Here is a 24,187-nt window from a genome sequence, read left to right as displayed (position 1 = left end):
CATAGGTTACTCAGTCAGTTACATACCCGGCTGGCCAGAGGTCTGATCCTGACCGCTGGCGTGTTGTTGGGTCGTGGTGGGTTCCTGCGTCGTCTGCTGCGCAGGCTGCTGTTGTGGCTGATCCTTCGGCGGGAAGTAGAGCGGGCCTTTCAAACCGCAGCCAACCAGGCTCGCCAGCGCCAGCGCCATCGTCAGCTGGCATATCGTTTTGTTCATTATCGTTCGGCTCATGATTAATGCTTACTGGTTGCTTATCATCGCAGGTGAACTCTGAAAAGCAATAGGAATTGGCGATTCGATGTTGCTGCCGTTGTCGCATTTTCGCTATTTGCTGCCGTAGCGATGAGCAAACATTATCCCCCTTCTGTGGGTGGATGGCGCATTTTTTTGCCGATATAACCCCTAAATAATTCGCCATGGCGGGTATACTCAGCCAAAAGAAAAAGGAAACAATGATGAACGACAGCGAATTTCACCGACTGGCTGACAGCCTGATGCTGACCATTGAAGAACGTCTCGACCAGCATGATGGCGATGCTGATATCGATTACGAAACCCATGGCGGCGTCATGACCCTCAGCTTTGAGAATGGCAGTAAGATTGTGATCAATCGTCAGGAACCCTTACATCAGGTGTGGCTGGCGACCAAAAGTGGCGGTTATCACTTTAAACGTGAAGGGGGGGAATGGATTTGCGACCGCAGTGGCGCTGAATTCTGGCAGCTATTAGCCGAAGCCTGCAGTCAGCAGGCTGGAGAAGCGGTGTCGTTTAGCTAATCGCTCTCTGACGCCGCCGGTGATGGCGGCGTCGATCAATGCATCTGGATACGCTGTTGGTAATCGGTATTGTCGTTGTCAGAAACAGTGGCGCAGAGCTGCGTCAGTGTCTGGCTACGAAAAGGAATCACCTGGAAGCGCTCATCGACCTGCACAATCTGATAAAACTGCGGCAAATTGAAATTGACGAAGCTTGAACCATAAGTGAAACGGTCGTGTGAGGATGAGTAGAAGCGGCTGACATCCCGCACCAGATCCTCTTTACTGCCTTCACAGTGGTGGTAAATCTCAATACGGTTGCTTTCATCAAGAATATAGATGTTGAAGCCATGATCATCACTGGTGTCTTCAAAGAAGAACTGAATAATACCTTCACTGGCATAGCCATTCACCACGCCCGGTAAACGCGTCTGGTCAGTTTCAACTTTGATCGATAAACCATGCAGCTTATTGTTGGAAATCGCGCCGTAAAACTCCACCGCATTTTCCAGTTTCTGCACCGACACACCGAGACGTTCGAAGAACAGCCCCCAGGTTTGCCCGGCAACGCGCAGTGCTTTAAAACGTCCCGGCTCCTGACGCGTACTGGAAAGACGCAACTCGATACACTCCGAAACCAGCTGCTGCACCCGGGTACGGATTAAGCCACGCAGATGCTGGCTGTAGCAGAACACTTCCACCGCATCCGGTGGCGCCGCATCCTGGTGCATTTTGCCTAAAATGGTTTTCAGCGCTTCAATCATCGCCTGCGGACCATTGAAGTGCAGCGTACGCACCTCATTCCATGAGTTGCGGTACAGCAAATCGATACTGCCGACTAAACATTGCTGCTGCTGACCAAAGCTGAAGACATCCAGCTTGCGGAAATCAAAATGAACCACCTGATTACGGAAAGCCGCCGTCGGGTCATATTCAAGGTTGACGATAATCGCCAGATGGCGAATCTCGCACGGACTGTACAACGCTTTTGGCGTCGGTGAAGGCAGGCGCAAGGGGAAATGATGGGAGACATCGGCCACCAGCTCTTGCAAACGCGCCAGATCGCAAATTTCATTACCTTTGATATGCAGACGGGTTTTACTGGTCAGCAAACCATTGAACCACGCCCACGACACCAGCTTATTCAGATAGCGGTTATATTCCAGCGGCTGATGGCTGATAATCGACCCCATATCCGGCGACTGATTATACAGATACCAGCCGGCGCGATTAGCGCGGCCATTAGGCACATGAATAAAGGTCAGATGCGGTTCGGAGAGATCCGGCGAAATTTGCGGATTAAGCAGCGTGACCTTGCCCGGCAGCGCTTCAAAAGCGGCATACAGCTTACGGGTCAGCACGCCGATATCCTGCGGGCTGGCGCTGACACTTAAGTTGTTGCGGCGGGCAAAACGAATCAGGTTACGATAGCTTTGCATCATCGCATCCAGCAATTCGTTATGCGCTTCCCGCACCTGACCGATTTTCCAGTCGGAACGACTATCGAGGATCGCCAGACGTGCGCTATCCCAGCCCCAGTCTTTCACCAGCTGACCGAGGATTTCGCGGCGCCAGCCCGCTTTGCTGCCATCAACCGACAGTTTCTCGCACACTTTCAGATAGAAACAGCGGCGCACCAGGTCAAGACGCGCATGGTCATCAATGCTGGTCAAATAGTGCGTGACGCGTTCCAGCATCATGCAGTAAGGATCAAGGCCAAAGGAGACGATTTCGCCATCATGCAGGCGCTGTTTAATATCCATCGCCAGCAGTTTGGTATCCGGGTACTCCCAGGAGTAGGCTTCCAGCAGCAGGGTTTTCAGCACTGCCTTGTAGGGCGAGTCGATACTTTTATACAGCTGCCATAAGCTGGCGCCGAAGTACTCCTCCGCCGACAGCGTTCCCAAACCGCCCAGATCCAGCCATTCATTGGGCGTCAGCACCCCCTGCGAATAGAGGGACATCACATAGTCGTCGTAATGCTCTTCCTCTTCTCCCGGCACCATATTCCACAGAATACGCTTACCGGCCAGCCGCACGGCGGTACGATAAAATTCATCAAGCAGTAAGATGTGCTGGGTTGAACCGCAATCTTCGCCGCCCAGGCTGCCACTTTCATTATGGCGGAAACGGTTCTCGTCAATCAGGAAGAAGCTGACCTCCACGCCCATCGACGCGCACCACTTCTGCAGCTGGATGCATTTTTTCTGCAGACTCAGACGCTCTTCATTATCCAGCCAGGATTGATGACATACCCAGATATCAAGGTCAGAAGTAAAATTCTGCCCGACCGAGGAGGTGCTGCCCATCGAGTAAACACCGGTGATCGGCCGTTCACCCTGGGCCGGCTGAGCGGCACTTACGCCAGATTTACCTTCTAAATCATTCAGATAGCTTAACTGACTTTCATCAGGCGTAAAGAAGCTGATGCCATGTGGAACGTTACCTTCGAGGTAACCCGGCATCAGCGGATGATGATAATGTAATAAGGTTGGCAGCAGACTATAAACCTGCTGGAAAGCAGGTCCCATGGCAGCCAGTGCACGATCGACGCGCAGCTGATTGATGGCATCCAGTCTCTGTTTCAGTGTCTCAATGTAGAGGTACAAGACGTCTCGCCTGATTGTCCCAGTGTTTGAAAACAAACCCTGTTTCCGACATTCACCCTTTGCTTTAAAAATAGTCGGGCGAATAATTGCTGGAAACGTGATCAATCTAACACCTGGCAGATTGACCGTAAAGAAAGTTGCGCTACTGCACAGTTTAGCACGTTTTCCGATCAATCAACCTTTCTGATGGTTCTCTCATCCCTGACGTACCGTTTAAAAGCCGTTGAAACTGACAGCATTCACGTATCAATGATAGGATAATCAATGAACGATCAAAACGGTAAGAAGCATGTTAGACAAAATTTTAAGAATTGCCACCAGGCAAAGCCCGCTCGCTTTATGGCAGGCACAATATGTACAACAACGCCTGATGGCTTGCCATCCGGGGCTTCGTGTTGAACTGGTGCCAATGGTCACGCGCGGTGATGTGATCCTCGACACGCCATTAGCGAAAGTTGGCGGCAAAGGGCTATTTGTCAAAGAACTTGAGCTGGCGATGCTGGAAGCGCGGGCGGATATCGCCGTGCATTCGATGAAGGATGTGCCGGTAGCCTTCCCGGAAGGACTGGGGCTGGTGACGATTTGCGAGCGCGACAATCCGCTCGATGCTTTTGTCTCTAATCACTATGACTGCGTTGATGCGCTGCCGCTGGGAGCGATTGTCGGTACGTCAAGCCTGCGTCGCCAGTGCCAGCTCAGTGAACGTCGTCCCGACCTGGTGATCCGCTCGCTGCGCGGCAATGTCGGCACGCGGCTGGGCAAACTGGATGCCGGTGAATATGACGCCATCATCCTTGCCGTTGCCGGTCTGAATCGTCTCGGTTTACAACAGCGCATCCGCCAGGCGATGCCGGCGGAAGAGTCCCTGCCCGCTGTCGGTCAGGGTGCGGTAGGTATTGAGTGTCGTCTTGACGATCATCACACTATTACCCTGTTATCAGCGCTGAACCACGAAGATACCTCGGTACGCGTCAGGGCCGAGCGGGCGATGAATACCCGCCTTGAAGGCGGTTGCCAGGTGCCGATCGGCAGTTATGCGATGCTGGAAGGCGACACTCTGTGGCTGCGTGGCCTGGTCGGCTCGCCGGATGGCAGGCAGATAATTCGTGGTGAACGGCGCGGTTCGCGTGCCGATGCCGAACAAATGGGTGTATCTCTCGCTGAAGAGCTGCTGGATAACGGCGCACGCGCGATTTTAGCCGAGATTTATCAGGGAAATCCGCCGCTATGACCATTCTGGTAACCCGTCCATCACCCGCTGCTGAAGAGCTGGTTAGCCGCCTGCGCGCGCTGGGACAGGTTGCCTGGAGCCTGCCGTTGATTGAATTTACCCCCGGTCGCGATCTGGATCGCCTGCCACAGCAGCTGGCCAGCCTGACCAGCGGCGATTTACTGTTTATTCTCTCGCAACATGCCATTCACTATGCTCAGCCGCTAATGCACCAGCACGGATTAACATGGCCTGCCAGCCTGAACTATTATGCTATAGGTCGCACCACGGCGCTGGCGATGCATACCGTAACCGGCTACCCGGTGGAATATCCGCACCAGCGCGAAAGCAGCGAGATCCTGATTCAGTTACCGGCGTTAAGGCAGGTAGCGGGTAAGCGCGCGCTGATTCTGCGCGGTAACGGCGGTCGTGAGCTGTTAGCGGAAACGCTGACGGAACGTGGTGCGCATGTGACGTTTTGCGAATGTTATCAGCGTTGCGCCCGGTTTTACGACGGCTTTAGTGAAGGCCGCCGCTGGCGCAATCGCGCGATTAATACCCTGGTAGTGACCAGTGGTGAAATGTTGCAACAACTCTATGCACTGTTCCCCGAGATCGATCGTGAGGAATGGTTACTGCACTGTCGGCTGGTGGTCGTCAGTGAACGTTTGGCTACCCTGGCCAGGGAATTTGGCTGGCAGGACATTACGGTAGCCGATGGGGCCGATAACGACGCGCTGTTGCGCGCGTTACAATAAACTTAAAGATGGGATGTGCCACAATGACGGAACAAAAAGATTCATCCGCCATGGTTGAAGATACCCCCCCTGCGGTAGCAACCACTGCGCCAGCGGAACAAAAACCGCCACGTAAGGCGAAAAATAGCGGTATGGCATTGGGCGCACTGGCCATAGTGATCGCCCTGGCGTTAGGCACCGGGCTGTATATTAACGCTAAACACCAGGCGCAACTGCAAACGCAGGCGACACAGGCCTTAGCGGATCAGCTGACGGAACTGCAACAACAGGCGAAAAATGACAAGCAGCAACTGACTGAGCAGCTCGCCGCGCAGACCCGCGCATTGCAGACCGCACGCGATCAACAGGCGGCAACCAGTCAGCAGCTCGATGAATTAAAAGAGAAGGTCACCACTATTTCCGGTAACGACTCACGCACCTGGCTGCTGGCGCAGGCGGATTACCTGGTAAAACTGGCCGGACGTAAACTGTGGAGCGATCAGGATGTCACTACCGCCGCCGCGTTGCTGAAAAGCGCCGATGCCAGCCTGGCCGATATGAACGATCCAAGTCTGATTGAAGCGCGCCGCGCGTTAACCCAGGATATCAGTACTCTGTCGTCAGTCAGCCAGGTCGATTACGACGGCATTATTCTGAAACTCAATCAGCTCGCTAACGGCGTGGATAATTTACGTATCGCCGATAAAGACAGTGATGAATCACCGATGGACGAAGACAGTAGCGAACTCTCTTCATCCCTGCATGAATGGCGGCAGAATCTGGTGAAGAGCTGGCATAAATTTATGGATGATTTCATTACTGTCCGCCGCCGTGACACCAGCGCGGAGCCACTGCTGGCGCCGAATCAGGACGTTTATCTGCGTGAGAATATTCGCTCGCGCTTACTGATCGCCGCCCAGGCGGTGCCGCGTCATCAGGATGAAACCTATAAACAGTCGATTGATACCGTTTCAACCTGGGTGCGTGCCTGGTTTGATACCAGTGACGCGACCACCAAAGCCTTCCTTGAACAGCTGGATGAATTAAGCCAGCAGAGTGTCTCAATGGATGTGCCGGACACGCTGGAGAGCCAGCCGATGCTGGATAAGCTGATGCAGACGCGGGTACGCAATTTGCTGGCGCAGCCGTCAGGCGATCAGCAGCAGCAGCAGCAGCAGCAGCAGCAGCAGCAGCAGCAGCAGCAGCAGCAGGGAGAATAAGCATGCTTAAAGTTCTTTTGCTATTCCTTCTGTTAATTGCCGGTGTGGTCATTGGCCCGATGATCGCCGGTCATCAGGGATATGTTCTGATTCAGACCGACAACTGGAATATTGAAACCAGCGTCACCGGTCTGGTGATCATTTTGATCCTGGCGTTACTGGTTATTCTCGCGGTGGAGTGGCTGTTGCGGCGTATTTTTCGCACCGGCGTCAGAACCCGCGGCTGGTTTGTTGGACGTAAACGCAGCCGGGCACATAAGCAGACACAGGAAGCACTGATGAAGCTGGCTGAAGGCGATTACAAGCAGGTTGAAAAACTGCTGTCGCGTAATGCCGATCATGCAGAGCAGCCGGTAGTCAATTATCTGCTGGCGGCTGAAGCCGCCCAGCAGCGCGGTGACGAAATGCGCGCCAATCAGCATCTGGAGCGCGCGGCCGAACTGGCGCACGGCGATCAGCTGCCGGTTGAAATCACCCGGGTGCGCATTCAGCTGGCGCGTAATGAAGATCATGCCGCACGTCATGGTGTTGATCGTCTGCTGGAAGTGGCGCCGCGCCACCCGGAAGTTCTGCGGCTGGCGGAACAGGCGTATATCCGTACCGGCGCCTGGGGTTCATTGTCAGAGATCCTGCCATCTATGCGGAAAACCCAGATTGCGGATGACAGCCATTGCGCCGCACTGCAGCAGCAGGCATGGCTGGGGTTAATGAGCCAGGCGATGGCCGAACAGGGCAGCGACGGGCTGAAGCGCTGGTGGCAGAATCAGAGCCGTAAAACCCGTAATGAAACTGCTCTGCAGGTGGCGATGGCGGACCATCTGATTGAATGTGACGATCATGAGACCGCACAGACTATCGTGCTGGATGGGCTGAAACGTCAGTATGATGAGCGTCTGGTGTTACTGATGCCGCGCCTGAAAACCGGGAACCCGGAACAGCTGGAAAAAGCGCTGCGTCAGCAGATCAGGCAGCACGGCGCTACGCCACTGCTGCACAGTACGCTGGGACAGCTGTTAATGAAGCATGGTGAGTGGCAGCAAGCCAGTGAAGCTTTCCGTGAAGCACTAAAACAGCGTGCGGATGCCTTTGATTATGCCTGGCTGGCAGATACCCTTGACCGGCAGCACAAACCAGAAGAAGCGGCGCAGATGCGACGTGACGGTTTATTGTTGACGCTAAAGAATAATCCTCAATAAGCGGACGGCATTAATGGCGTCCCTACCGGGGATTTGGCAGGGCGGCATTTATGCCGCCCTTCTTTTATTCAGGCAAAAAAAACACCTGCCAAACTGGCAGGTGTAAAGATCAGGTCGGTAAGACAACCGATTGGTACCAGACTCAACGTAATGCCCGGGAATCCAATAAGATCAAAAGACGATATTGGCTGGCTGGACAACTGGTACCGTAAAATGGCTCTGCATCATTCCCAAGTTTATGAAGCTTACGCAAACATAAGAGGTGGAATGAGCATCTACAACCTTAGTATTGCATAATACGTGCCATGAAGGCAGTTATCTTGCTATTTATTTTTTAACCCGATGATTTTAATCAATTTAAAAATCATTTACGCGCTAAATCCAGCGTCAGAATCTGTCGCCAAAAAACCACATCTGCCTCAATCAGCGTCTCCAATCGACGACGACCAGCGTCAGCTTATGCAAATACCTTAAATAACATACTGTTATACGTCTCCGAATTGAGACATTCGCGGTTTTTTATTATCAGGACAAAAATTTTGCTGACGTCAAAACGCAAAAAACCCCGCTATAAAAGCGGGGTTTCGAATATGGTCGGCGAGAGAGGATTCGAACCTCCGACCCACTGGTCCCAAACCAGTTGCGCTACCAAGCTGCGCTACTCGCCGAAATATACTGCGTACTGCCTGATTTTGCGTGGTGCGAAGAGAGGGACTTGAACCCTCACGTCCGTTAAGACACTAACACCTGAAGCTAGCGCGTCTACCAATTCCGCCACCTTCGCATGCCTTGCAAAATCTGGGGTGGCTAATGGGACTCGAACCCACGACAACTGGAATCACAATCCAGGGCTCTACCAACTGAGCTATAGCCACCACACCTACTGCTTACTTCCAAACGCGATAAATATTACCACCGCAGCTCTTGCGCCCAAATAAAATGGCGCGCCCGACAGGATTCGAACCTGAGACCTCTGCCTCCGGAGGGCAGCGCTCTATCCAGCTGAGCTACGGGCGCGTAGCGCCGTTGCGGATGTGCATACTACGGATGTGAGCCGATCCTGTCCAGTGCTTTTTTCACAAAAAAACGCGTTTGATTACGCTTTGTGCGTTCCGTCGAAACAACCGCCGTTTTTCACGCCGGTTATCAGCGCTTCTGTTGCAAAAACAAGCGCAAACCGCAACAAACCATTATGTAGCTCAACAAATTACAGCTGGCCACGATAATGATAGTTAAGATATTTCAGCAGTCTGAGCTGGCGACGTAAACGACTCGGCTGCAAAATCAGGCGATACAGCCACTCTAAACCCATATTTTGCCAAATCAGGGGAGCGCGCTTCACATGGCCGGTAAATACGTCGTAGGTACCACCGACTCCCATATAGAGCGCATCAGGATAGAAGGCTTTGCAATCACGCATCAGCATCTCCTGCTTTGGCGATCCCATGGCTACGGTGACAATTTTTGCGCCGCTGGCGCGAATCCGGTTAAACAGCGCCTCGCCGTCGGCGGGCGCAAAGTAACCATCCTGGCTGCCGACAATATTGACGTTCCACTGGCGGCGCAGCTTATCTTCGGTTTGGGCCAGAATCGCCGGTTTACCGCCGATCAGAAATACCGGCGTGGCTTCACGTCCGGCGCGTTCCATCAGGGCTTCCCATAAATTCGCCCCGGCAATACGCGCAACCTGCGCCTGCGGATACTTTTTGCGGATTGAGCGCACAATGCTGATGCCATCGGCATATTTATATTCAGCATCATCAATCAGTTTATACAGGCTGGCATCACTCTCCGCCGTCAGCACTTTTTCGGCATTAATTGCCACCAGCGTGCCGGTTATGAGCTGGCCATCGCCATAGAGAAAGTCCAGGCACTGAGCCATATCGCGAAAGCCATACAACGACAGGCCTCGAATTTGATACTGCGGCGCGGCAGAGGTGACATCCATTTTGTTCCCTTACATCATTCAGGCGCCGGGGCGCCGGAAGAGAATTTATTGTTGTGTTGCGGGTTGCATCGTGCGACGTGAAATGCGCTGACGGATCAGCCCGGCACGATCAAACAACCAATAAAGAAGTTTAGCTGCCACGACGCAGGCGCCAAAAATGATGCAGAAAAACACCACCCGCGAAGCAAAGGCATCCAGGCCTTCACGGGCCAGCACAATCATATTGAACACCGCGCCAAAACAGAAACTTTGCAGAATGGCGGCCTTATAGCGATTGGCTTCCCCTTTCCCCAGTTCGTACAGCCAGTCAAACCATTTGATAATCAGCCCCACCAGCACCGCCCCCAGCGGAATAAATACCACGCCGCCCATCACCACCAGCGAACCAATCAGCGTGGGTGAAATCGCCAGTCCGGAATGGTTGTTCAGCACTTCCCATGTGAAGTAGTTGGCGCTGTTCAGCACCATGCCGGGCCGGCCATGCCATAGCCAGCTGGGGATAAAAACGTAAAAGTCGCGCACAATCGGCGCCAGTCCCTGGAACTCAATCTTGTCGTAATTTTGCAGCAGCAGACCCAGATTCTCCCACGGCGAGAAGGTATCGCGCGTCAGATACAGGAAGGTATAAAACGCTTCTGCGCCACTGACATCGAGATTGTAACGACGTAATGCCAGCCAGAACATTGCCACCACCCCCAGCATGCCGGCAACCGCCAGCATCCACAGCGTTATCCAGCCGCGAATAATGCCGATAAACAGGAACAGAGCAAAAGCGATGATGATGTTGGCGCGCGTGCCCCCCACCAGCACATAGGTCAGCAGACCAAAAGCCACGGTACTGACGAGGAAAAACAGCCAGGCGCGTGAATTCTGGCGCAGGAAGTAAACCACCAGCATCGCCGGGATAAAGAAATAGAAAAAGCGCTTCAGCGCCACCCCGGAAACGTCACTGGAGAAGATCTGGCTGTAAGCCCGCAGACGGAACAGCAGAAAGCCATTGTGCAGAAAGAACATCGTGACCGTAACCAGCGCCACCAGCGCCAGCATAATCCAGGTGAGATGGGTCTCTACCCGGTTCATATTGAATACCGGCCGCCGTGGCCGCGTGGCTGGCGCACGTAAGCGGGTCTTATAGCTGACGTAGTAAATAGCGTAGAAACAGCTGGCGGCCAGCATCGCCTGCAACAAGTTCTCTGCTGGCACCACATTGACATTAAACTGAAACACCAACACCGTGGTCAGGGGAAAGCCAAAGTAGAAAGTCAGCAAAAACAGCAGTGAAAAGAAGACATTAAAATTAAAACGCACCCGGCGAAATTCGCGCCAGGTCAGGGTCAGAATAAATCCGACTGAAACCAGATACACCACCAGCAAACCACTAAACTGCATCAGACTCATGCATTTTCCCCTTCAGCCAGCGTTAACGCCTGTTGCCAGCCCGCAATAAATGCCGGATCGAAAAAGGCAATGCGTTGTTTATCCAGCAAACTCAGCTGGCGACGCGCTTCCGTCACCACCTGCCTGTCCAGCGTATCCCCGGAGAACAATACCGGCACCTGCTGTTCGGTCAAATCCTGCCAGAAGGGGTTTTCCCGACTGAGCACAAAAGGGATGTTAGCCTGAATCAGCAGGCATAACGTACCAATTCCCTGCTGACGGCGAAAAATAAAGTAACCCAGATCACAACGCGCAATCAGCTGTAAATAGTCGGCAAAAGCGATGTTATCGGTCAGCAGCTGGAGATTCTGCGCACTGAACAGCGCCTCGCCGGCCTGGCGCACGCTGGCGATGTAAGCCTGATTATTGGGCGGATACCCCAGCGGCACTATCACTTTGACCCGATCGCCAAACTGGCGGTGAATCTCGCGTAACGCTTCACAGTGGCGATTACTGGCGTCGCCGGAGTTACCCAGCAGAATGGTAAACGGGCGCGGCTCAGCGTCAGGCTGCGGCGGCTGCGCCGCCATACGCGTCGGGAAATAGAGTAACGATGACGGCGTATGCGGATGGCGCTGCTGATAGTAATTAATATCGCCACGCGTGGCAAACAGATGGCCAACCCGCCCCTGAGCCAGACGGCGCAACAGATAAAACAGACGAAACTTCAGGCTGGACGACTCTTCATACAGATCGGCGCCCCAGACATGCCACAGCAGCTGGGATGAACGCAGTCTGCCAGTCAACAGCGCCAGCCACAGCTGCGGGTTAAACTGACCATGACAGAAAAAGCGCGTCTGCCGCTGCCGCGCACGCGCGATAACCGCCTGCACCAGCGCTTTTTTACTGCTAAACAGCTCAATATGCAGCGCAGTGAACGCAGCAAAAGCGCTGCCATCACGCGCTACCACCATAAAATGGCGGGCAGCGGTGGTCGGCTGCTTAATACTTAACACATCGTTAAAAAAGCGCAGCACGGTAAGGTTATGGTGGGGAATATCCGATCCCAGCAGGTGAATCAGTGTAGTCATGCTCGTCGACGATAAATTAAGAACGCGCTACAGCAAAGCGCAAAATAGACCACATAGGTTGCGAGGTAGGCTTGCGCCGCCCCCGTGGCGCCATGCAGCGGGATCAGCCAGCGTGAAAATGCCGTCAGCAAGATAAACTGGCTGATTTCGGTCAAAATATAAAAGCGTAGCGACGCTTTGGCGATCACCAGATATCCGAAAATATAGCTGCCGACCTTTAGCACATCACCGGGCAACTGCCAGGCAAACAGATCGCGCATCGCGCTAAACTGACTGGAGAACAGCAGCCAGATGGCAACATCACGCAGCAGCCAGACACAGAAACTGGCGGCGGCGACCGCCGGAATCACAAAACGCAACGCACGCCAGATTTCGTCTGAGATTTCCGTTGTGCTCTGCAGTCGCGATAATGTCGGCAGCAGCCAGACGCTGAAAGTGGCGGTGATAAATTGCAGATAAGCATCGGAAATACTGGTTACCCCCTGCCATAAGCCTACCTGCTCCCAGCCCTGATGGGCCGCCAGCAGATTACGCATCATCACCCATGCAACCGGCAGGGTTACCGAAGTGATAAGCGCCATCAGCGTAAACTTACCGAGATTAGCCGCCAGTTCACCGTGCCACTGCGGCAATAAATAGCGCAGCGGCAGATGATCGCGCTTTGCCAGCAGTAGCGCCGCAGGCAGCACGACTAATGCCGGAACCAGCGCCAGCCCGACCAGCGCACCGCTGTAACCGCCAACCCGATAACAGGCGTAGTAAGCCACCACTCCCGTCAGGCTGCCGGCGATTAGCGCCAGCGCATTACCCATCGCATCGCGAAAACCTTTCATAATCGCCAGCGACAGGTTGGCCCAGGCGATCCCCATCTGCAGAAACGCCACCATGCGCACCACCTGCTGATAATCAGCGTGGCCGAACAAAGCGATACTGATCGGCTTTGCCGCCAGCAGGAAGATCACCGCCAGCAGGGTCGAAAAGCCAAGCACCATACTGGATGCCGTGCCGGTGACCGCGCAAAGTTTCGCCGGTTGCTGCTGATATTCGGCGACATACTTGGTAATGCCGTTAAAAATGCCGGCGCCCGCCAGCACACCGAGCACCGTAATCAACTGGCGAAAGTTACCCGCCTGTCCGACGCCAGCCGGCCCGTAAGAGACCGCCAGCAGTTTCACTACCAGCAATCCGGCAGCAATTTTTACCAGCGTCGACGCAGCGGTCCACACCGAGGCTTTAGCCAGTGACATATCAGTGAAAGAAGCTCAGCAGCGAATTGATAACCGTGCTCTGGTTATTGTCGGATAGATTATAGAACAGCGGCAGACGCAGCAGGCGCTCGCTTTCTGGCGTGGTTACGCGATCTTCACCGACAAAACGGCCAAAACGCTCTCCGGCAGGCGAGCTGTGCAGCGGAATGTAGTGGAATACCGCAAGGATTTCCGCTTCCTTCAGCCAGGCGATTAGCGCCTGACGATCGTCATGGTCGCGCAGCTTAATCCAGAACATATGCGCGTTATGCCGGCAATCTGCAGGCAGCGACGGCAGCACGATGCGCCCGCGCGCCGCCAGCGGCTGCAGAGCGGCATAATAGCGCCGCCACAGGCGTAAACGCTGGTCATTAATCCGTTCAGCCGCCTCCAGCTGCGCCCAGAGATAAGCCGCCTGCAAATCTGCCATCAGGTAACTGGAGCCGATATCACGCCAGGTATATTTATCCACCTGGCCGCGGAAGAACTGGCTACGGTTAGTGCCCTTTTCCCGGATAATCTCGGCGCGTTCAATCAGCGATGCGTCATTGATCAGCGTCGCGCCGCCTTCCCCGCCAGCGGTGTAGTTTTTGGTTTCATGGAAGCTAAAGCAGCCAATATGACCAATGGTTCCCAGCGCCTTGCCTTTGTAGCCGGACATCACTCCCTGTGCCGCGTCTTCGATAACAAATAGCTTATAGCGCTTTGCCAGCGCCATAATCGTGTCCATCTCGCAGGCTACTCCGGCGTAATGGACCGGTACAATGGCGCGGGTACGCTCGGTGATGGCCGCTTCAATCAGCGTCTCATCAATATTCATGGTATCCGGTCGCACATCGACAAACACAATGGTCGCACCGCGCAGCACAAAGGCATTAGCCGTCGAGACAAAGGTGTAGCTCGGCATAATCACTTCATCGCCGGGCTGGATATTAATCAGTATCGCCGCCATTTCCAGTGAGGCGGTACAGGATGGCGTTAGCAGCACTTTTTTGCTGCCGAACTGATGTTCCATCCACTGCTGGCAGCGACGGGTGAAGCCGCCATCGCCGCACAACTTACCGCTGCCCATCGCGGACTGCATATATTCTATTTCGGTTCCCACCACCGGTGGCGCATTAAATGGGATCATTGAGTCACCTGTATAGCCAGTACGCAGTGCTTTCCAGCCGGGCACCGCAACCAAGATAGAGCCGCATCGCGGCAAGATTGCTGAGTTGTGTCGCCACACGCAGGCGCGGGATACGGCGCGCCTGACACCAGTCCGCCGCCGCATGCACTAAACGCTGACCAACCCCTTTTCCACGCGCCCCGGGCAGGCTTGCCAGTAAGCCGATACGCGCCTCATCGTTGCCCAAATCGCGCAGCGAAACAAAGCCTTCCATCGCCCCGGCGTCGTCAATCGCCAGCAGGCACTGATGGTCAAAAGTGCCGCGTACCGCATTTTCAATCCATTGCGCATAGAAGCGACCGCTATCAGCTGGCTGATACCAGGGCGCACGGAAGCGGCTGTTGGCAAACGCCTCGCTGGCAACCGCTCGCAGCTGGGGGATATGTTCGACACGGGCAATACGCATACCGGGCTGCCGTTGTGTCGCCTTAATGACGATCAGCAGATCGGCTTCTCCCTCCACCAGCCGGAAACCAAGGTGGTTCAGCGCGTCCAACTGATCGCTGCGTGGCGCAGCAATCCGGGCCTGTACTAAATCCCAGCGAGCCAGTAATGCCTCAGTCAGCGGGGCGCTGGCGTCAGAAAAATCAATTCTGGCGCTGTTGCGAGAGAAAAAATCATTCTCCCAGCGGAGAGGCTCAATACCTGCGTGGATAGCCATCAACCAGATCCAGCAGATATTTTCCGTAGCCGGTCTTTTCCAGCGCTTTTCCGGCGCTGCGCACACCCGCGTCATCAAGCCAGCCATTACGCCATGCAATCTCTTCGAGGCAGGCTATTTTAAATCCCTGCCGTTTTTCTACGGTTTGCACAAAAGTACTGGCCTCAATCAGACTGTCATGTGTACCGGTATCGAGCCAGGCAAATCCGCGCCCTAATAGCTCGACCGTAAGCTCACCGCGCTCAAGGTACATCTGATTGATCGCGGTAATCTCCAGTTCACCACGCTCCGAGGGTGTTACCTGCTTAGCGTACCCGACGACCTTATTGTCATAGAAGTAGAGTCCGGTCACCGCCCAGTTAGATTTAGGCTGTTTCGGTTTTTCCTCAATGGATAAAGCATGGAACTCTTCATCAAACTCCACTACACCGAAACGCTCAGGATCCATCACCTGATAGCCAAATACCGTCGCGCCAGAGGTTTTCGCCGCCACATTGCGTAATTTATGGCTAAAGCTCTGACCAAAATAGATATTATCACCCAGCACCAGGCAACAGGCATCATCGCCGATAAAGCTTTCACCGATGATAAAAGCCTGAGCAAGCCCATCCGGATGGGGCTGTTCGGCATACTGTAATTGGATGCCAAACTCTTCACCGTTACCCAGCAGACGCTCAAAAAAAGGCAAATCTTCCGGGGTAGTAATAATCAGAATATCTTTGATACCCGCCAGCATCAGTACGGAAAGCGGATAGTAGATCATCGGCTTATCATAAATTGGTAGCAACTGCTTGGACATGCCGCGCGTAATCGGATACAAGCGCGTGCCTGAACCGCCAGCAAGAATAATACCTTTCATCGTGATCTCCTGATCCGGGCTGCAAAACGTTGTTATTTTGCCGCCAGGAATCAATTATTCGCTTTTCAGACCTAACCTTTCACCGGCATAGGAACCATCCTGCACACGCCGCCACCAGGTTTCATTATTCAGATACCATGCCACTGTTTTACGCATGCCGCTTTCAAAGGTCTCCTGCGGATGCCAGCCAAGCTCGCGCTCAATTTTACTGGCATCAATGGCATAGCGCATATCATGACCCGGACGATCGGCCACATAGGCGATCAGATCTTCGTAGCGGCCGACACCGGCAGGCTTTTCTGGCGCTAACTCTTCCAGCAGCTCACAGATAGTCTTCACCACATCGATATTGCGCCGCTCATTATGCCCACCAATATTATAGGTCTCACCCGGCACTCCGCGGGTGACCACCAGGTAGAGGGCGCGGGCATGGTCCTCAACAAACAGCCAGTCGCGGATTTGCGCGCCATTGCCATAGACCGGCAGCGGTTTAGCCGAAATGGCATTGAGAATAATCAGCGGGACCAGTTTTTCCGGGAAGTGGTAAGGACCATAATTATTTGAGCAGTTGGTCACAATGGTAGGGAAACCATAGGTGCGCAGCCAGGCACGGACTAAATGATCGCTTCCCGCTTTGGAGGCGGAATAAGGGCTGCTGGGTGCATAAGGCGTGGTTTCAGTAAACAGATCATCGGTGCCATGCAAATCGCCATACACTTCATCCGTTGAAATATGGTGAAAGCGGAAAGCCTGTTTTCTGTCGGCGTCCAGTTTTGTCCAGTACTGGCGCGCAGCTTCCAGCATGGTATAGGTGCCCACCATATTGGTTTCGATAAATGCCGCGGGCCCGTCAATGGAGCGATCCACATGACTTTCGGCCGCCAGATGCATCACAATATCTGGCTGGTAGCGGGCAAAAACCGCATCAACGCCGGCACGGTCGCAAATATCGACCTGCTCAAATGCATAGCGTTCATTATCAGCAACCAGCGCCAGAGACTCGAGATTGCCGGCGTAGGTTAGCTTATCGATAACCACCACGCTGTCCTGCGTTTCACTGATAATGTATCGCACCAGTGCTGAACCAATAAAGCCGGCACCGCCGGTGATTAGAATGCGTTTCAACGCCATACTCCTTTGGTATCAACGATCCAGCGCTGAGTAATCTGCGCGGCATCAATCGCTTTAAACTGCTGATGATCCACCAGCATCACCAGTACATCTGCCTGCTGCAGCGCCATCTCCGCAGAGACCAGTTGCGCCTCATACGCCAGTTTTTCCGGGATCGCCGCCACATTAGGCTCAACCACCCAGGTTGCGCCGGCGTGCCAGCCAGCGATCAGATGCGCCACTTCCATTGCCGGACTTTCACGCAGATCGTCAATATTCGGTTTAAAGGCCAGGCCAAAACAGGCCACTTTCAGCTCACTGGCACGTTTATCACTGTTCGCCAGACAATCGGCTACCGCGCGCTTAACCTGATCCAGCACCCAGTGCGGTTTGCTGTCATTGACTTCGCGGGCAGTACGGATTAACCGTGCCTGAGCCGGATTCTGCGCCACAATAAACCAGGGATCGACCGCAATACAGTGTCCACCGACGCCCGGCCCGGGCTGCAGCACATTAACGCGCGGATGACGGTTCGCCAGCGCAATCAGTTCCCAGACGTTAATTCCCTGATCGGCGCAAATCAGCGATAATTCGTTGGCAAAAGCGATATTTACGTCGCGGAAGCTGTTTTCAGTCAGCTTACACATTTCGGCGGTACGTGAGTTGGTGATCACACACTCGCCCTCGAGAAAGATGCGATACAGCTCGCTGGCGCGGGCGGAGCAAACCGCCGACATGCCGCCAATCACCCGATCGTTTTTAATCAGTTCAACCATAACCTGGCCCGGCAACACCCGCTCCGGACAGTAGGCGATATTAATATCTGCCTGTTCGCCAGCCTGCTGGGGAAACGTCAGATCGGGACGCGCGGCTGCCAGCCACGCCGCCATCTGCTCAGTGGCCCCCACCGGCGAAGTAGATTCAAGGATCACCAGATCACCTTTCTTCAGCACCACCGCCAGCGACAGCGCTGCCGCCTGCACATAGGACAGATCGGGCTGATGGTCGCCTTTAAACGGCGTCGGCACCGCAATTAAAAATGCATCGGCGGCAACCGGCTGCAGCGCCGCCTGCAGAAATCCGCCCTCCACCGCCTGTTTTACCAGCCGATCGAGATCCGGTTCAATAATATGAATTTCACCGCGATTGATGGTCTCAACTGCACGTTGATTAATATCGATGCCAATCACTTTTCTCTGGCGCGAGGCAAAAGCGGCGGCGGTTGGCAGGCCAATATAGCCGAGGCCAATAACTGAAATGGTATTAAAACTCATAGGGTTACTCTGTTACTCTTCAGTGCCTGCACAATGCGCTCGCAGGCATGACCATCGCCATAGGGATTATGCGCACGACTCATGGTTTGCCATGCCTCTTCATCGGTCAGCAGGCGCGTAACTTCCGCCACAATCTTCCCGACGTCGGTACCCACCAGCCGCACCGTGCCGGCATCGACCGCCTCCGGCCGTTCGGTCGTATCGCGCATCACCAGCACCGGTTTGCCCAGCGCTGGCGCCTCTTCCTGAATACCGCCGGAATCGGTCAGAATCAGCCATGAGCGATTCATCAGCCAGACAAACGGCAGATACTCCTGCGGCTCAATCAGCACGATATTATCGATATCTTTCAGGATACGATTAACCGGCTCGCTGACATTAGGGTTCAGATGCACCGGATAGACAATTTGCGTATTGGGATGCAGGCGGGCGATTTCCGCCAGTGCACAGCAGATACGCTCAAAACCACCGCCAAAGCTCTCACGCCGATGGCCGGTAACCAGAATCATCTTCTTATCCGCCTGTAAAAACGGATAGCGTCCGGCCAGGCGGGCGCGCAAATCATCGTCGCTTAATACCCGGTCGCGCACCCAGAACAGCGCATCAATCACCGTATTGCCGGTAATAAAAATGCGCTCGTCGCACAGGTTTTCCCGCAGCAAATTCTGGCGGGAGTTTTCTGTCGGAGTGAAGTGTAAGGTGGCTAAATGACCGGTCAGCTTGCGGTTAGCCTCTTCAGGCCAGGGGGACCAGATATCGCCAGTACGCAGTCCGGCTTCCACATGGCCCACCGGAATACGGTGATAAAAGGCCGCAAGACTGGCGGCCATCGTGGTGGTGGTGTCGCCATGAACTAACACCATATCGGGTTTAAATTCGTCAAAAACGGCTTTTAAGCCTTGTAGAATGCGGCAGGTAATCTCAGTCAGTCCCTGCTCCGGGCGCATAATGTTCAGATCATAGTCCGGCTGTAATGCAAACAGGTGCAATACCTGGTCCAGCATCTCACGATGCTGAGCAGTGACGCACAGGCGTGACTCTATCTCAGGATCCTGAGACAGAGCGTGAACCAGCGGCGCCATTTTTATGGCTTCCGGGCGCGTGCCGAAAACAGTCAATACTTTCACTGTAACTCTCTTAATTCGTCTGCCGTTATACGGAATCAGGTAAGCGCGCAATTAAGCGCGTGGTCGACGCACCAGCGCAACGCCTGCGCCGGTTAGCGCACCCACTGCACCCCACATAATCATTAACAACAGGCGACGCGGACTGTCGCGTTTTACTGGTTCTTCAGGTGTTCTCAGGTAGCGGTAGGTCTGGAATTTTTTGTCCAGCGTTGGTCCGACATCCAGTGTTGACAGCATCGCTCTGTTTTGATCATAGTCCAGATCGTAGCCAGGGCCGCTGGCCTGCAAACTCTCTAAACGCGCCTGCAACATCGGGCGTCCCAGCAGGAACAGTTCTGAGTCAGGTAATTGTTCGGAAGGTGTATTGGTTTTTGCCTGATCAATCCCTTGCTGCCGGGCGATTTTCAGCGCCTGCTGCACCGAATTAAGCTGGCGATCATAAATCGCTTTTGCTACCGCTTCCTGCCGTTTAACCTGCGCTTTTAACTGGATAGTACGCGCCGCCCAGGCACCGCTCAGCTCTTCATTCAGATGCTGCACGGCACGCTGGCTGGCAAAAGCCACATACTGACGTAACAGGTTGTTGGCATCAGCAGCGGTTTCCGCCACCAGTCTGACGCTATCGCTGGTATTTTTCAGTGCGTCTGCCGCGGTAAATTGAATGTTGTTGATCATCTCATCCAGCAGTGCCGCATCGTTGCCGCTCTTGCCGCTTTTACGCTGCTGGTAATAATCGCTCTGTAGCCAGAAGTCGCGACGCGTGTCCCAGGACGACAGTTGCATCACAAACTCCTGATAAGCATCCGCCATAACCGTCGGCTGCGGCGCAACAGTCATGGTATTGCTGCGGGAATCCAGGTTACGCAGAAACTGTTGCTGCGAGTAAAAACTACCCAGCATATTCACTGTCGGGCGGTCAGTAATCGCAGTAGCACTCCACTCCTGCCTGACCAGCAGTGACCAGATAAAAGCGACGAGAACAAACAGTAACGCCAGACCGACAATCCATGGTTTACCCCGCCATAAGGCGCAGCAAAGACCGCGAATATCCAATTCATTATCAACCGGATCTGAGTGGGATAAAAGTTCAGGTTCAGTTTTCATGGCGTTCCTAATGTCATCCATTTCAAGAAAGTTTCTTATTGGCACTGGCATTGCGCATTCTGCGCTTCACGCGCTTGATAAACCGCGCAACTCGCCAGGCCCGCTTTATGCAGTATCCGTACAGCACAAATGCAAGCAAGAATAATACCAACATTAACCATTCAGGGACGAAATTCAGGTACTCACCCAGCACCCCCACTCCGGCGAGTAACGCCGCCGCCAGGGTGATCAGCAAAAAGGCCTGACGCGAGGTAAAACCGGCACGCATAATCAGATGGTGGATATGCTGTCGATCGGCCGAGAAGGGGCTCATACCTTTACGCAGACGACGGTACATAATGGCAATCATATCCATCAGCGGAATGGCGATCAGCCAGAGCGCAGTAACCGGGGTAATGGGATGGGTCTGACCCTGGGTGGTTTCGAGTAAGATCCAGATAATGGTAAAACCGATTAGGGTACTGCCGGCATCGCCCATAAACACTTTGTAGCGGCGGCCAAAAATGCCCAGATTAAGTAAAATATAGGGCACGATGGCGGCAATCATCGCGAAGCACCACATGGCGAGGCTAAGCTGACCATCAAAATAGAGGATGATGCCGATGGCGCCAAAAGTGACACAAGAGAGACCGCCCAGCAGACCATCAATGCCATCCACCATATTGAATGCATTGATTGCCGCCCATACCGCAAACAGGGTGAGCACATAGCCAAACGGCCCGACCACCAGTTCCCAGGAGCCGAAAATATGACCCAGGCTCAACAGGTAAAGGTTGCCGTAATACATCATGACAATGGCGATCAGCGCCTGCACCGAAGCGCGCAACTTTACGCTAATATCATAGCGGTCATCCAGCGCCCCGATCAGTACCAGCACTCCCGCACTACCGAGGTAGAGCCAGGAATGCGGTATGTAGTAATTGGTGATCAAAAAAGTAAAGCAAATCCCTGCATAAACTGAGATTCCACCGACGAGTGGAATCACTCCCTGATGGCGCTTACGGTAGTTTGGTTTGTCCACTAATCCAATTTTCTTGGCTACTTTACGTGCGAAAAACAGGAACACCAGTGAAAACAAAAAGATTGAAGCAAGCTCAGTACTCATCGTGAGTAAATTCACATTAACAGCTCTCAGCAAAGAATCTCAGGTTTAACCTGCACTTTATATGCAAGATTCATACCCGATTCTGAAATCCTGTAATGGTGAAGGGCAAATACGTTAACGCCGTCCTTACCATCATTTTATATGCCGGCTCTCCGCCGCATTAAATCAGTTAACCCTGACATCGGAACACCGGCTATCGGTGAAAACCGAAAAAAAGGCCAATCTGAAGATAACAACTCGTAAAATTTAAACTTATGATTGTTGTTAACGTCGGTGCCGGGGCAAATGCCCCATGACCATTTCATATCGTATAGCCCATAAACGAAAAACGCCACGTCTGAGCGTGGCGAATTCCGTGTTTTTCTGCTTTTTTACGAGCGCTTCATCATGTCGAAGAACTCATCGTTGGTTTTGGTCATCGCCAACTTATTAATGAGGAACTCCATTGCATCAATCTCACCCATTGGGTGGATAATTTTGCGCAGGATCCACATCTTCTGCAGTTCTTCCTGGGTAGTGAGCAGCTCTTCTTTACGCGTACCAGAGCGGTTGTAGTCGATCGCCGGGAAGACACGCTTTTCAGCGATTTTACGCGCGAGATGCAGCTCCATATTACCGGTGCCTTTAAACTCTTCGTAAATCACTTCATCCATCTTCGAACCGGTATCTACCAGCGCGGTGGCGATAATGGTCAGGCTTCCGCCCTCTTCCACGTTACGCGCGGCACCAAAGAAACGCTTCGGACGATGCAGGGCGTTAGCATCCACACCACCAGTCAACACTTTACCGGAAGCCGGTACTACGGTGTTGTAGGCACGTGCCAGACGGGTAATCGAGTCAAGCAGGATGATCACATCTTTCTTGTGTTCAACCAGACGCTTCGCTTTCTCGATAACCATCTCCGCGACCTGAACGTGACGCGATGCCGGCTCATCAAAGGTGGAAGCGATAACTTCACCTTTCACCAGACGCTGCATCTCGGTCACTTCTTCCGGACGTTCATCGATCAGCAATACCATCAGCACACAATCCGGGTGATTGTAGGCAATGCTCTGCGCGATATTCTGCAGCAGCATGGTTTTACCCGCTTTTGGCGGCGCCACAATCAGACCACGCTGACCGCGACCGATTGGTGAAGCCAGATCCAGAACACGTGCGGTTAAATCTTCAGTAGAACCGTTACCACGCTCCATACGCAAACGTGAGTTGGCGTGCAGCGGCGTTAAGTTCTCAAACAGAATTTTGTTACGCGCGTTTTCTGGCTTGTCGTAGTTAACCTCGTTGACCTTCAGCAGCGCAAAGTAACGTTCACCCTCTTTTGGCGGACGAATTTTGCCTGAAATGGTATCACCGGTACGGAGGTTAAAGCGGCGAATTTGGCTGGGGGAAACGTAGATGTCATCAGGACCGGCAAGGTAGGAGCTATCTCCAGAACGGAGGAAACCAAACCCGTCCTGCAATATTTCCAATACGCCGTCGCCGAAGATATCTTCGCCACTTTTTGCATGCTGCTTGAGGATGGCGAAAATAATATCCTGTTTGCGCATACGCGCCAGGTTTTCCAGCCCCATGTTTTCGCCGAGAGTAATCAGCTCAGAAACCGGCGTATTTTTTAATTCGGTAAGATTCATAATGGTGGGTTCTTAAACTCGGGGTAAATCTCGAAATGATTGTCGTGAATGGTATGGCAAGAACGTCCATGCCTGTTTAATGGCATTGTTTCCGTCGTCCGCTCGGCGATCATGTGCAGGAAAATGCAGATCTGAAAACGAGGAGACGGTTGGAACGCGATGCCGGAAAATATTGATGCTGACCGTCAGATTGCTGAACGCATGCGCACTTCGCTATGAGATGCCGTGTTCAACAAGGGAAAATCTAAGATTCAAACTACCAGGTAAGTTCGTAATGCAGTAAAAGTAACTTAGCACGCTTAAAGCGTGGCGTCTAGCGGTCTGCAAAAAATAACCAGACCGCCAGCGCCAACCGGGGATGGGATTAACCCAGATTCGCGTTCAGGAACTCTTTCAGCTGGCCTTTAGATAAGGCGCCAACTTTTGTCGCTGCCACTTCGCCGTTCTTAAACAGCAGCAAAGTAGGAATACCGCGGATACCATACTTAGGCGCAGTGCCCGGGTTTTCGTCGATATTCAGTTTAGCAATGGTCAGCTTACCGTCGTATTCGTCAGCGACTTCATCCAGAATAGGTGCAATCATTTTGCATGGGCCACACCACTCTGCCCAGAAATCAACCAGCGTTAAACCTTCGGCTTTCAGGACGTCGGTTTCGAAGCTGTCATCGGTCAGGTGAACAATTTTATCGCTGCTCATGTCTTACTCCACAAGATTATGCCTGGCTGGTTGGCGTAAAATCTGCCAACTTAGGTTG

General features: G+C 53.4%; 21 protein-coding genes and 4 tRNA genes. 5 read left to right on the top strand and 20 right to left on the bottom strand.

Annotated features, from left to right (window positions below; all coding sequences use genetic code 11):
- Nucleotides 1-18: 18 nt before the first annotated feature.
- Nucleotides 19-216 carry an LPS translocon maturation chaperone LptM gene (lptM, locus tag JWF83_RS08595; protein WP_413649795.1) on the bottom strand — a complete coding sequence of 66 codons (198 nt, stop codon included), beginning with the start codon at nt 214-216 and terminating at the stop codon, nt 19-21.
- A gap of 239 nt (nt 217-455) precedes the next feature.
- Between lptM and cyaY the strand changes: the two genes are divergently transcribed.
- Entirely contained in the window at nt 456-776 is a 321-nt protein-coding gene (gene cyaY, locus JWF83_RS08590) for an iron donor protein CyaY (RefSeq protein WP_413649809.1), read from the top strand.
- A gap of 35 nt (nt 777-811) precedes the next feature.
- Here cyaY and JWF83_RS08585 read toward each other — a convergent pair whose 3' ends face one another.
- Nucleotides 812-3,364, bottom strand: coding sequence for a class I adenylate cyclase (locus tag JWF83_RS08585; RefSeq protein WP_413649794.1), 2,553 nt, complete (start codon nt 3,362-3,364; stop codon nt 812-814).
- A gap of 289 nt (nt 3,365-3,653) precedes the next feature.
- On the opposite strand from JWF83_RS08585, the gene hemC reads away from it, so the two are divergent.
- Genes hemC through hemY form a run of 4 tightly spaced genes read left to right on the top strand, consistent with a single transcriptional unit; the run spans nt 3,654 to nt 7,727 of the window.
- On the top strand, nt 3,654-4,595 hold the full coding sequence (gene hemC, locus JWF83_RS08580) for a hydroxymethylbilane synthase (RefSeq protein WP_413649793.1): 942 nt from the start codon (nt 3,654-3,656) through the stop codon (nt 4,593-4,595).
- Nucleotides 4,592-5,332, top strand: a complete 741-nt coding sequence (hemD, locus tag JWF83_RS08575) for a uroporphyrinogen-III synthase (protein WP_413649792.1) — start codon at nt 4,592-4,594, stop codon at nt 5,330-5,332. The genes hemC and hemD overlap by 4 nt, the downstream gene beginning before the upstream one ends.
- A gap of 23 nt (nt 5,333-5,355) precedes the next feature.
- The gene (hemX, locus tag JWF83_RS08570) at nt 5,356-6,531 is read left to right on the top strand and encodes a uroporphyrinogen-III C-methyltransferase (RefSeq protein ID WP_413649791.1); all 1,176 of its coding nucleotides are present in this window, start codon (nt 5,356-5,358) and stop codon (nt 6,529-6,531) included.
- Nucleotides 6,532-6,533: 2 nt separating this feature from the next.
- Entirely contained in the window at nt 6,534-7,727 is a 1,194-nt protein-coding gene (gene hemY / locus JWF83_RS08565) for a protoheme IX biogenesis protein HemY (protein WP_413649790.1), read from the top strand.
- A gap of 591 nt (nt 7,728-8,318) precedes the next feature.
- Here the strand turns inward: hemY and JWF83_RS08560 are convergent.
- From JWF83_RS08560 to trxA, 18 genes are all read right to left on the bottom strand, one after another.
- A tRNA-Pro gene (locus tag JWF83_RS08560) sits at nt 8,319-8,395 on the bottom strand.
- Between the two features lie 29 nt (nt 8,396-8,424).
- A tRNA-Leu gene (locus JWF83_RS08555) sits at nt 8,425-8,511 on the bottom strand.
- Between the two features lie 15 nt (nt 8,512-8,526).
- A tRNA-His gene (locus JWF83_RS08550) sits at nt 8,527-8,602 on the bottom strand.
- Nucleotides 8,603-8,667: 65 nt separating this feature from the next.
- Nucleotides 8,668-8,744, bottom strand: a tRNA-Arg gene (locus tag JWF83_RS08545).
- A gap of 190 nt (nt 8,745-8,934) precedes the next feature.
- Nucleotides 8,935-9,675 carry a lipopolysaccharide N-acetylmannosaminouronosyltransferase gene (wecG, locus tag JWF83_RS08540; RefSeq protein WP_413649789.1) on the bottom strand — a complete coding sequence of 247 codons (741 nt, stop codon included), beginning with the start codon at nt 9,673-9,675 and terminating at the stop codon, nt 8,935-8,937.
- A 45-nt stretch (nt 9,676-9,720) separates the two neighbouring features.
- Complete coding sequence (wzyE, locus tag JWF83_RS08535; RefSeq protein WP_413649788.1) at nt 9,721-11,073, bottom strand: ECA oligosaccharide polymerase; 1,353 nt, start codon at nt 11,071-11,073, stop codon at nt 9,721-9,723.
- Entirely contained in the window at nt 11,070-12,143 is a 1,074-nt protein-coding gene (locus tag JWF83_RS08530) for a TDP-N-acetylfucosamine:lipid II N-acetylfucosaminyltransferase (RefSeq protein ID WP_413649787.1), read from the bottom strand. The genes wzyE and JWF83_RS08530 overlap by 4 nt, the downstream gene beginning before the upstream one ends.
- A complete protein-coding gene (gene wzxE / locus JWF83_RS08525) occupies nt 12,140-13,390 on the bottom strand; it encodes a lipid III flippase WzxE (RefSeq protein WP_413649786.1) in 1,251 nt (416 codons plus the stop codon). Before wzxE ends, JWF83_RS08530 begins: the two co-directional genes overlap by 4 nt.
- Before the next feature lies 1 nt (nt 13,391).
- Nucleotides 13,392-14,522, bottom strand: coding sequence for a dTDP-4-amino-4,6-dideoxygalactose transaminase (gene rffA, locus JWF83_RS08520; protein ID WP_413649785.1), 1,131 nt, complete (start codon nt 14,520-14,522; stop codon nt 13,392-13,394).
- A gap of 4 nt (nt 14,523-14,526) precedes the next feature.
- The gene (rffC, locus tag JWF83_RS08515; protein WP_413649784.1) at nt 14,527-15,222 is read right to left on the bottom strand and encodes a dTDP-4-amino-4,6-dideoxy-D-galactose acyltransferase; all 696 of its coding nucleotides are present in this window, start codon (nt 15,220-15,222) and stop codon (nt 14,527-14,529) included.
- Nucleotides 15,200-16,081, bottom strand: a complete 882-nt coding sequence (gene rfbA / locus JWF83_RS08510) for a glucose-1-phosphate thymidylyltransferase RfbA (protein WP_413649783.1) — start codon at nt 16,079-16,081, stop codon at nt 15,200-15,202. The genes rffC and rfbA overlap by 23 nt, the downstream gene beginning before the upstream one ends.
- 54 nt (nt 16,082-16,135) lie before the next feature.
- Nucleotides 16,136-17,212 (bottom strand): dTDP-glucose 4,6-dehydratase, encoded by a 1,077-nt coding sequence (rffG, locus tag JWF83_RS08505; RefSeq protein WP_413649782.1) that lies wholly within the window; start codon nt 17,210-17,212, stop codon nt 16,136-16,138.
- Nucleotides 17,203-18,465, bottom strand: a complete 1,263-nt coding sequence (gene wecC, locus JWF83_RS08500) for a UDP-N-acetyl-D-mannosamine dehydrogenase (RefSeq protein WP_413649781.1) — start codon at nt 18,463-18,465, stop codon at nt 17,203-17,205. The genes rffG and wecC overlap by 10 nt, the downstream gene beginning before the upstream one ends.
- Nucleotides 18,462-19,592, bottom strand: coding sequence for a non-hydrolyzing UDP-N-acetylglucosamine 2-epimerase (gene wecB / locus JWF83_RS08495; RefSeq protein ID WP_413649780.1), 1,131 nt, complete (start codon nt 19,590-19,592; stop codon nt 18,462-18,464). The genes wecC and wecB overlap by 4 nt, the downstream gene beginning before the upstream one ends.
- 51 nt (nt 19,593-19,643) lie before the next feature.
- On the bottom strand, nt 19,644-20,696 hold the full coding sequence (gene wzzE / locus JWF83_RS08490; RefSeq protein WP_413649779.1) for an ECA polysaccharide chain length modulation protein: 1,053 nt from the start codon (nt 20,694-20,696) through the stop codon (nt 19,644-19,646).
- Nucleotides 20,697-20,718: 22 nt separating this feature from the next.
- The gene (wecA, locus tag JWF83_RS08485) at nt 20,719-21,816 is read right to left on the bottom strand and encodes a UDP-N-acetylglucosamine--undecaprenyl-phosphate N-acetylglucosaminephosphotransferase (RefSeq protein WP_413649778.1); all 1,098 of its coding nucleotides are present in this window, start codon (nt 21,814-21,816) and stop codon (nt 20,719-20,721) included.
- A 356-nt stretch (nt 21,817-22,172) separates the two neighbouring features.
- A complete protein-coding gene (gene rho, locus JWF83_RS08480) occupies nt 22,173-23,432 on the bottom strand; it encodes a transcription termination factor Rho (RefSeq protein ID WP_067434659.1) in 1,260 nt (419 codons plus the stop codon).
- 364 nt (nt 23,433-23,796) lie between these two features.
- Nucleotides 23,797-24,129 carry a thioredoxin TrxA gene (trxA, locus tag JWF83_RS08475; protein ID WP_017800639.1) on the bottom strand — a complete coding sequence of 111 codons (333 nt, stop codon included), beginning with the start codon at nt 24,127-24,129 and terminating at the stop codon, nt 23,797-23,799.
- Nucleotides 24,130-24,187: the final 58 nt, after the last annotated feature.

The sequence above is a fragment of the Pantoea sp. B65 genome, assembly GCF_047308185.1.
Classification (GTDB): domain Bacteria; phylum Pseudomonadota; class Gammaproteobacteria; order Enterobacterales; family Enterobacteriaceae; genus Erwinia.
This window is presented reverse-complemented; position numbering and strand designations above follow the sequence as displayed.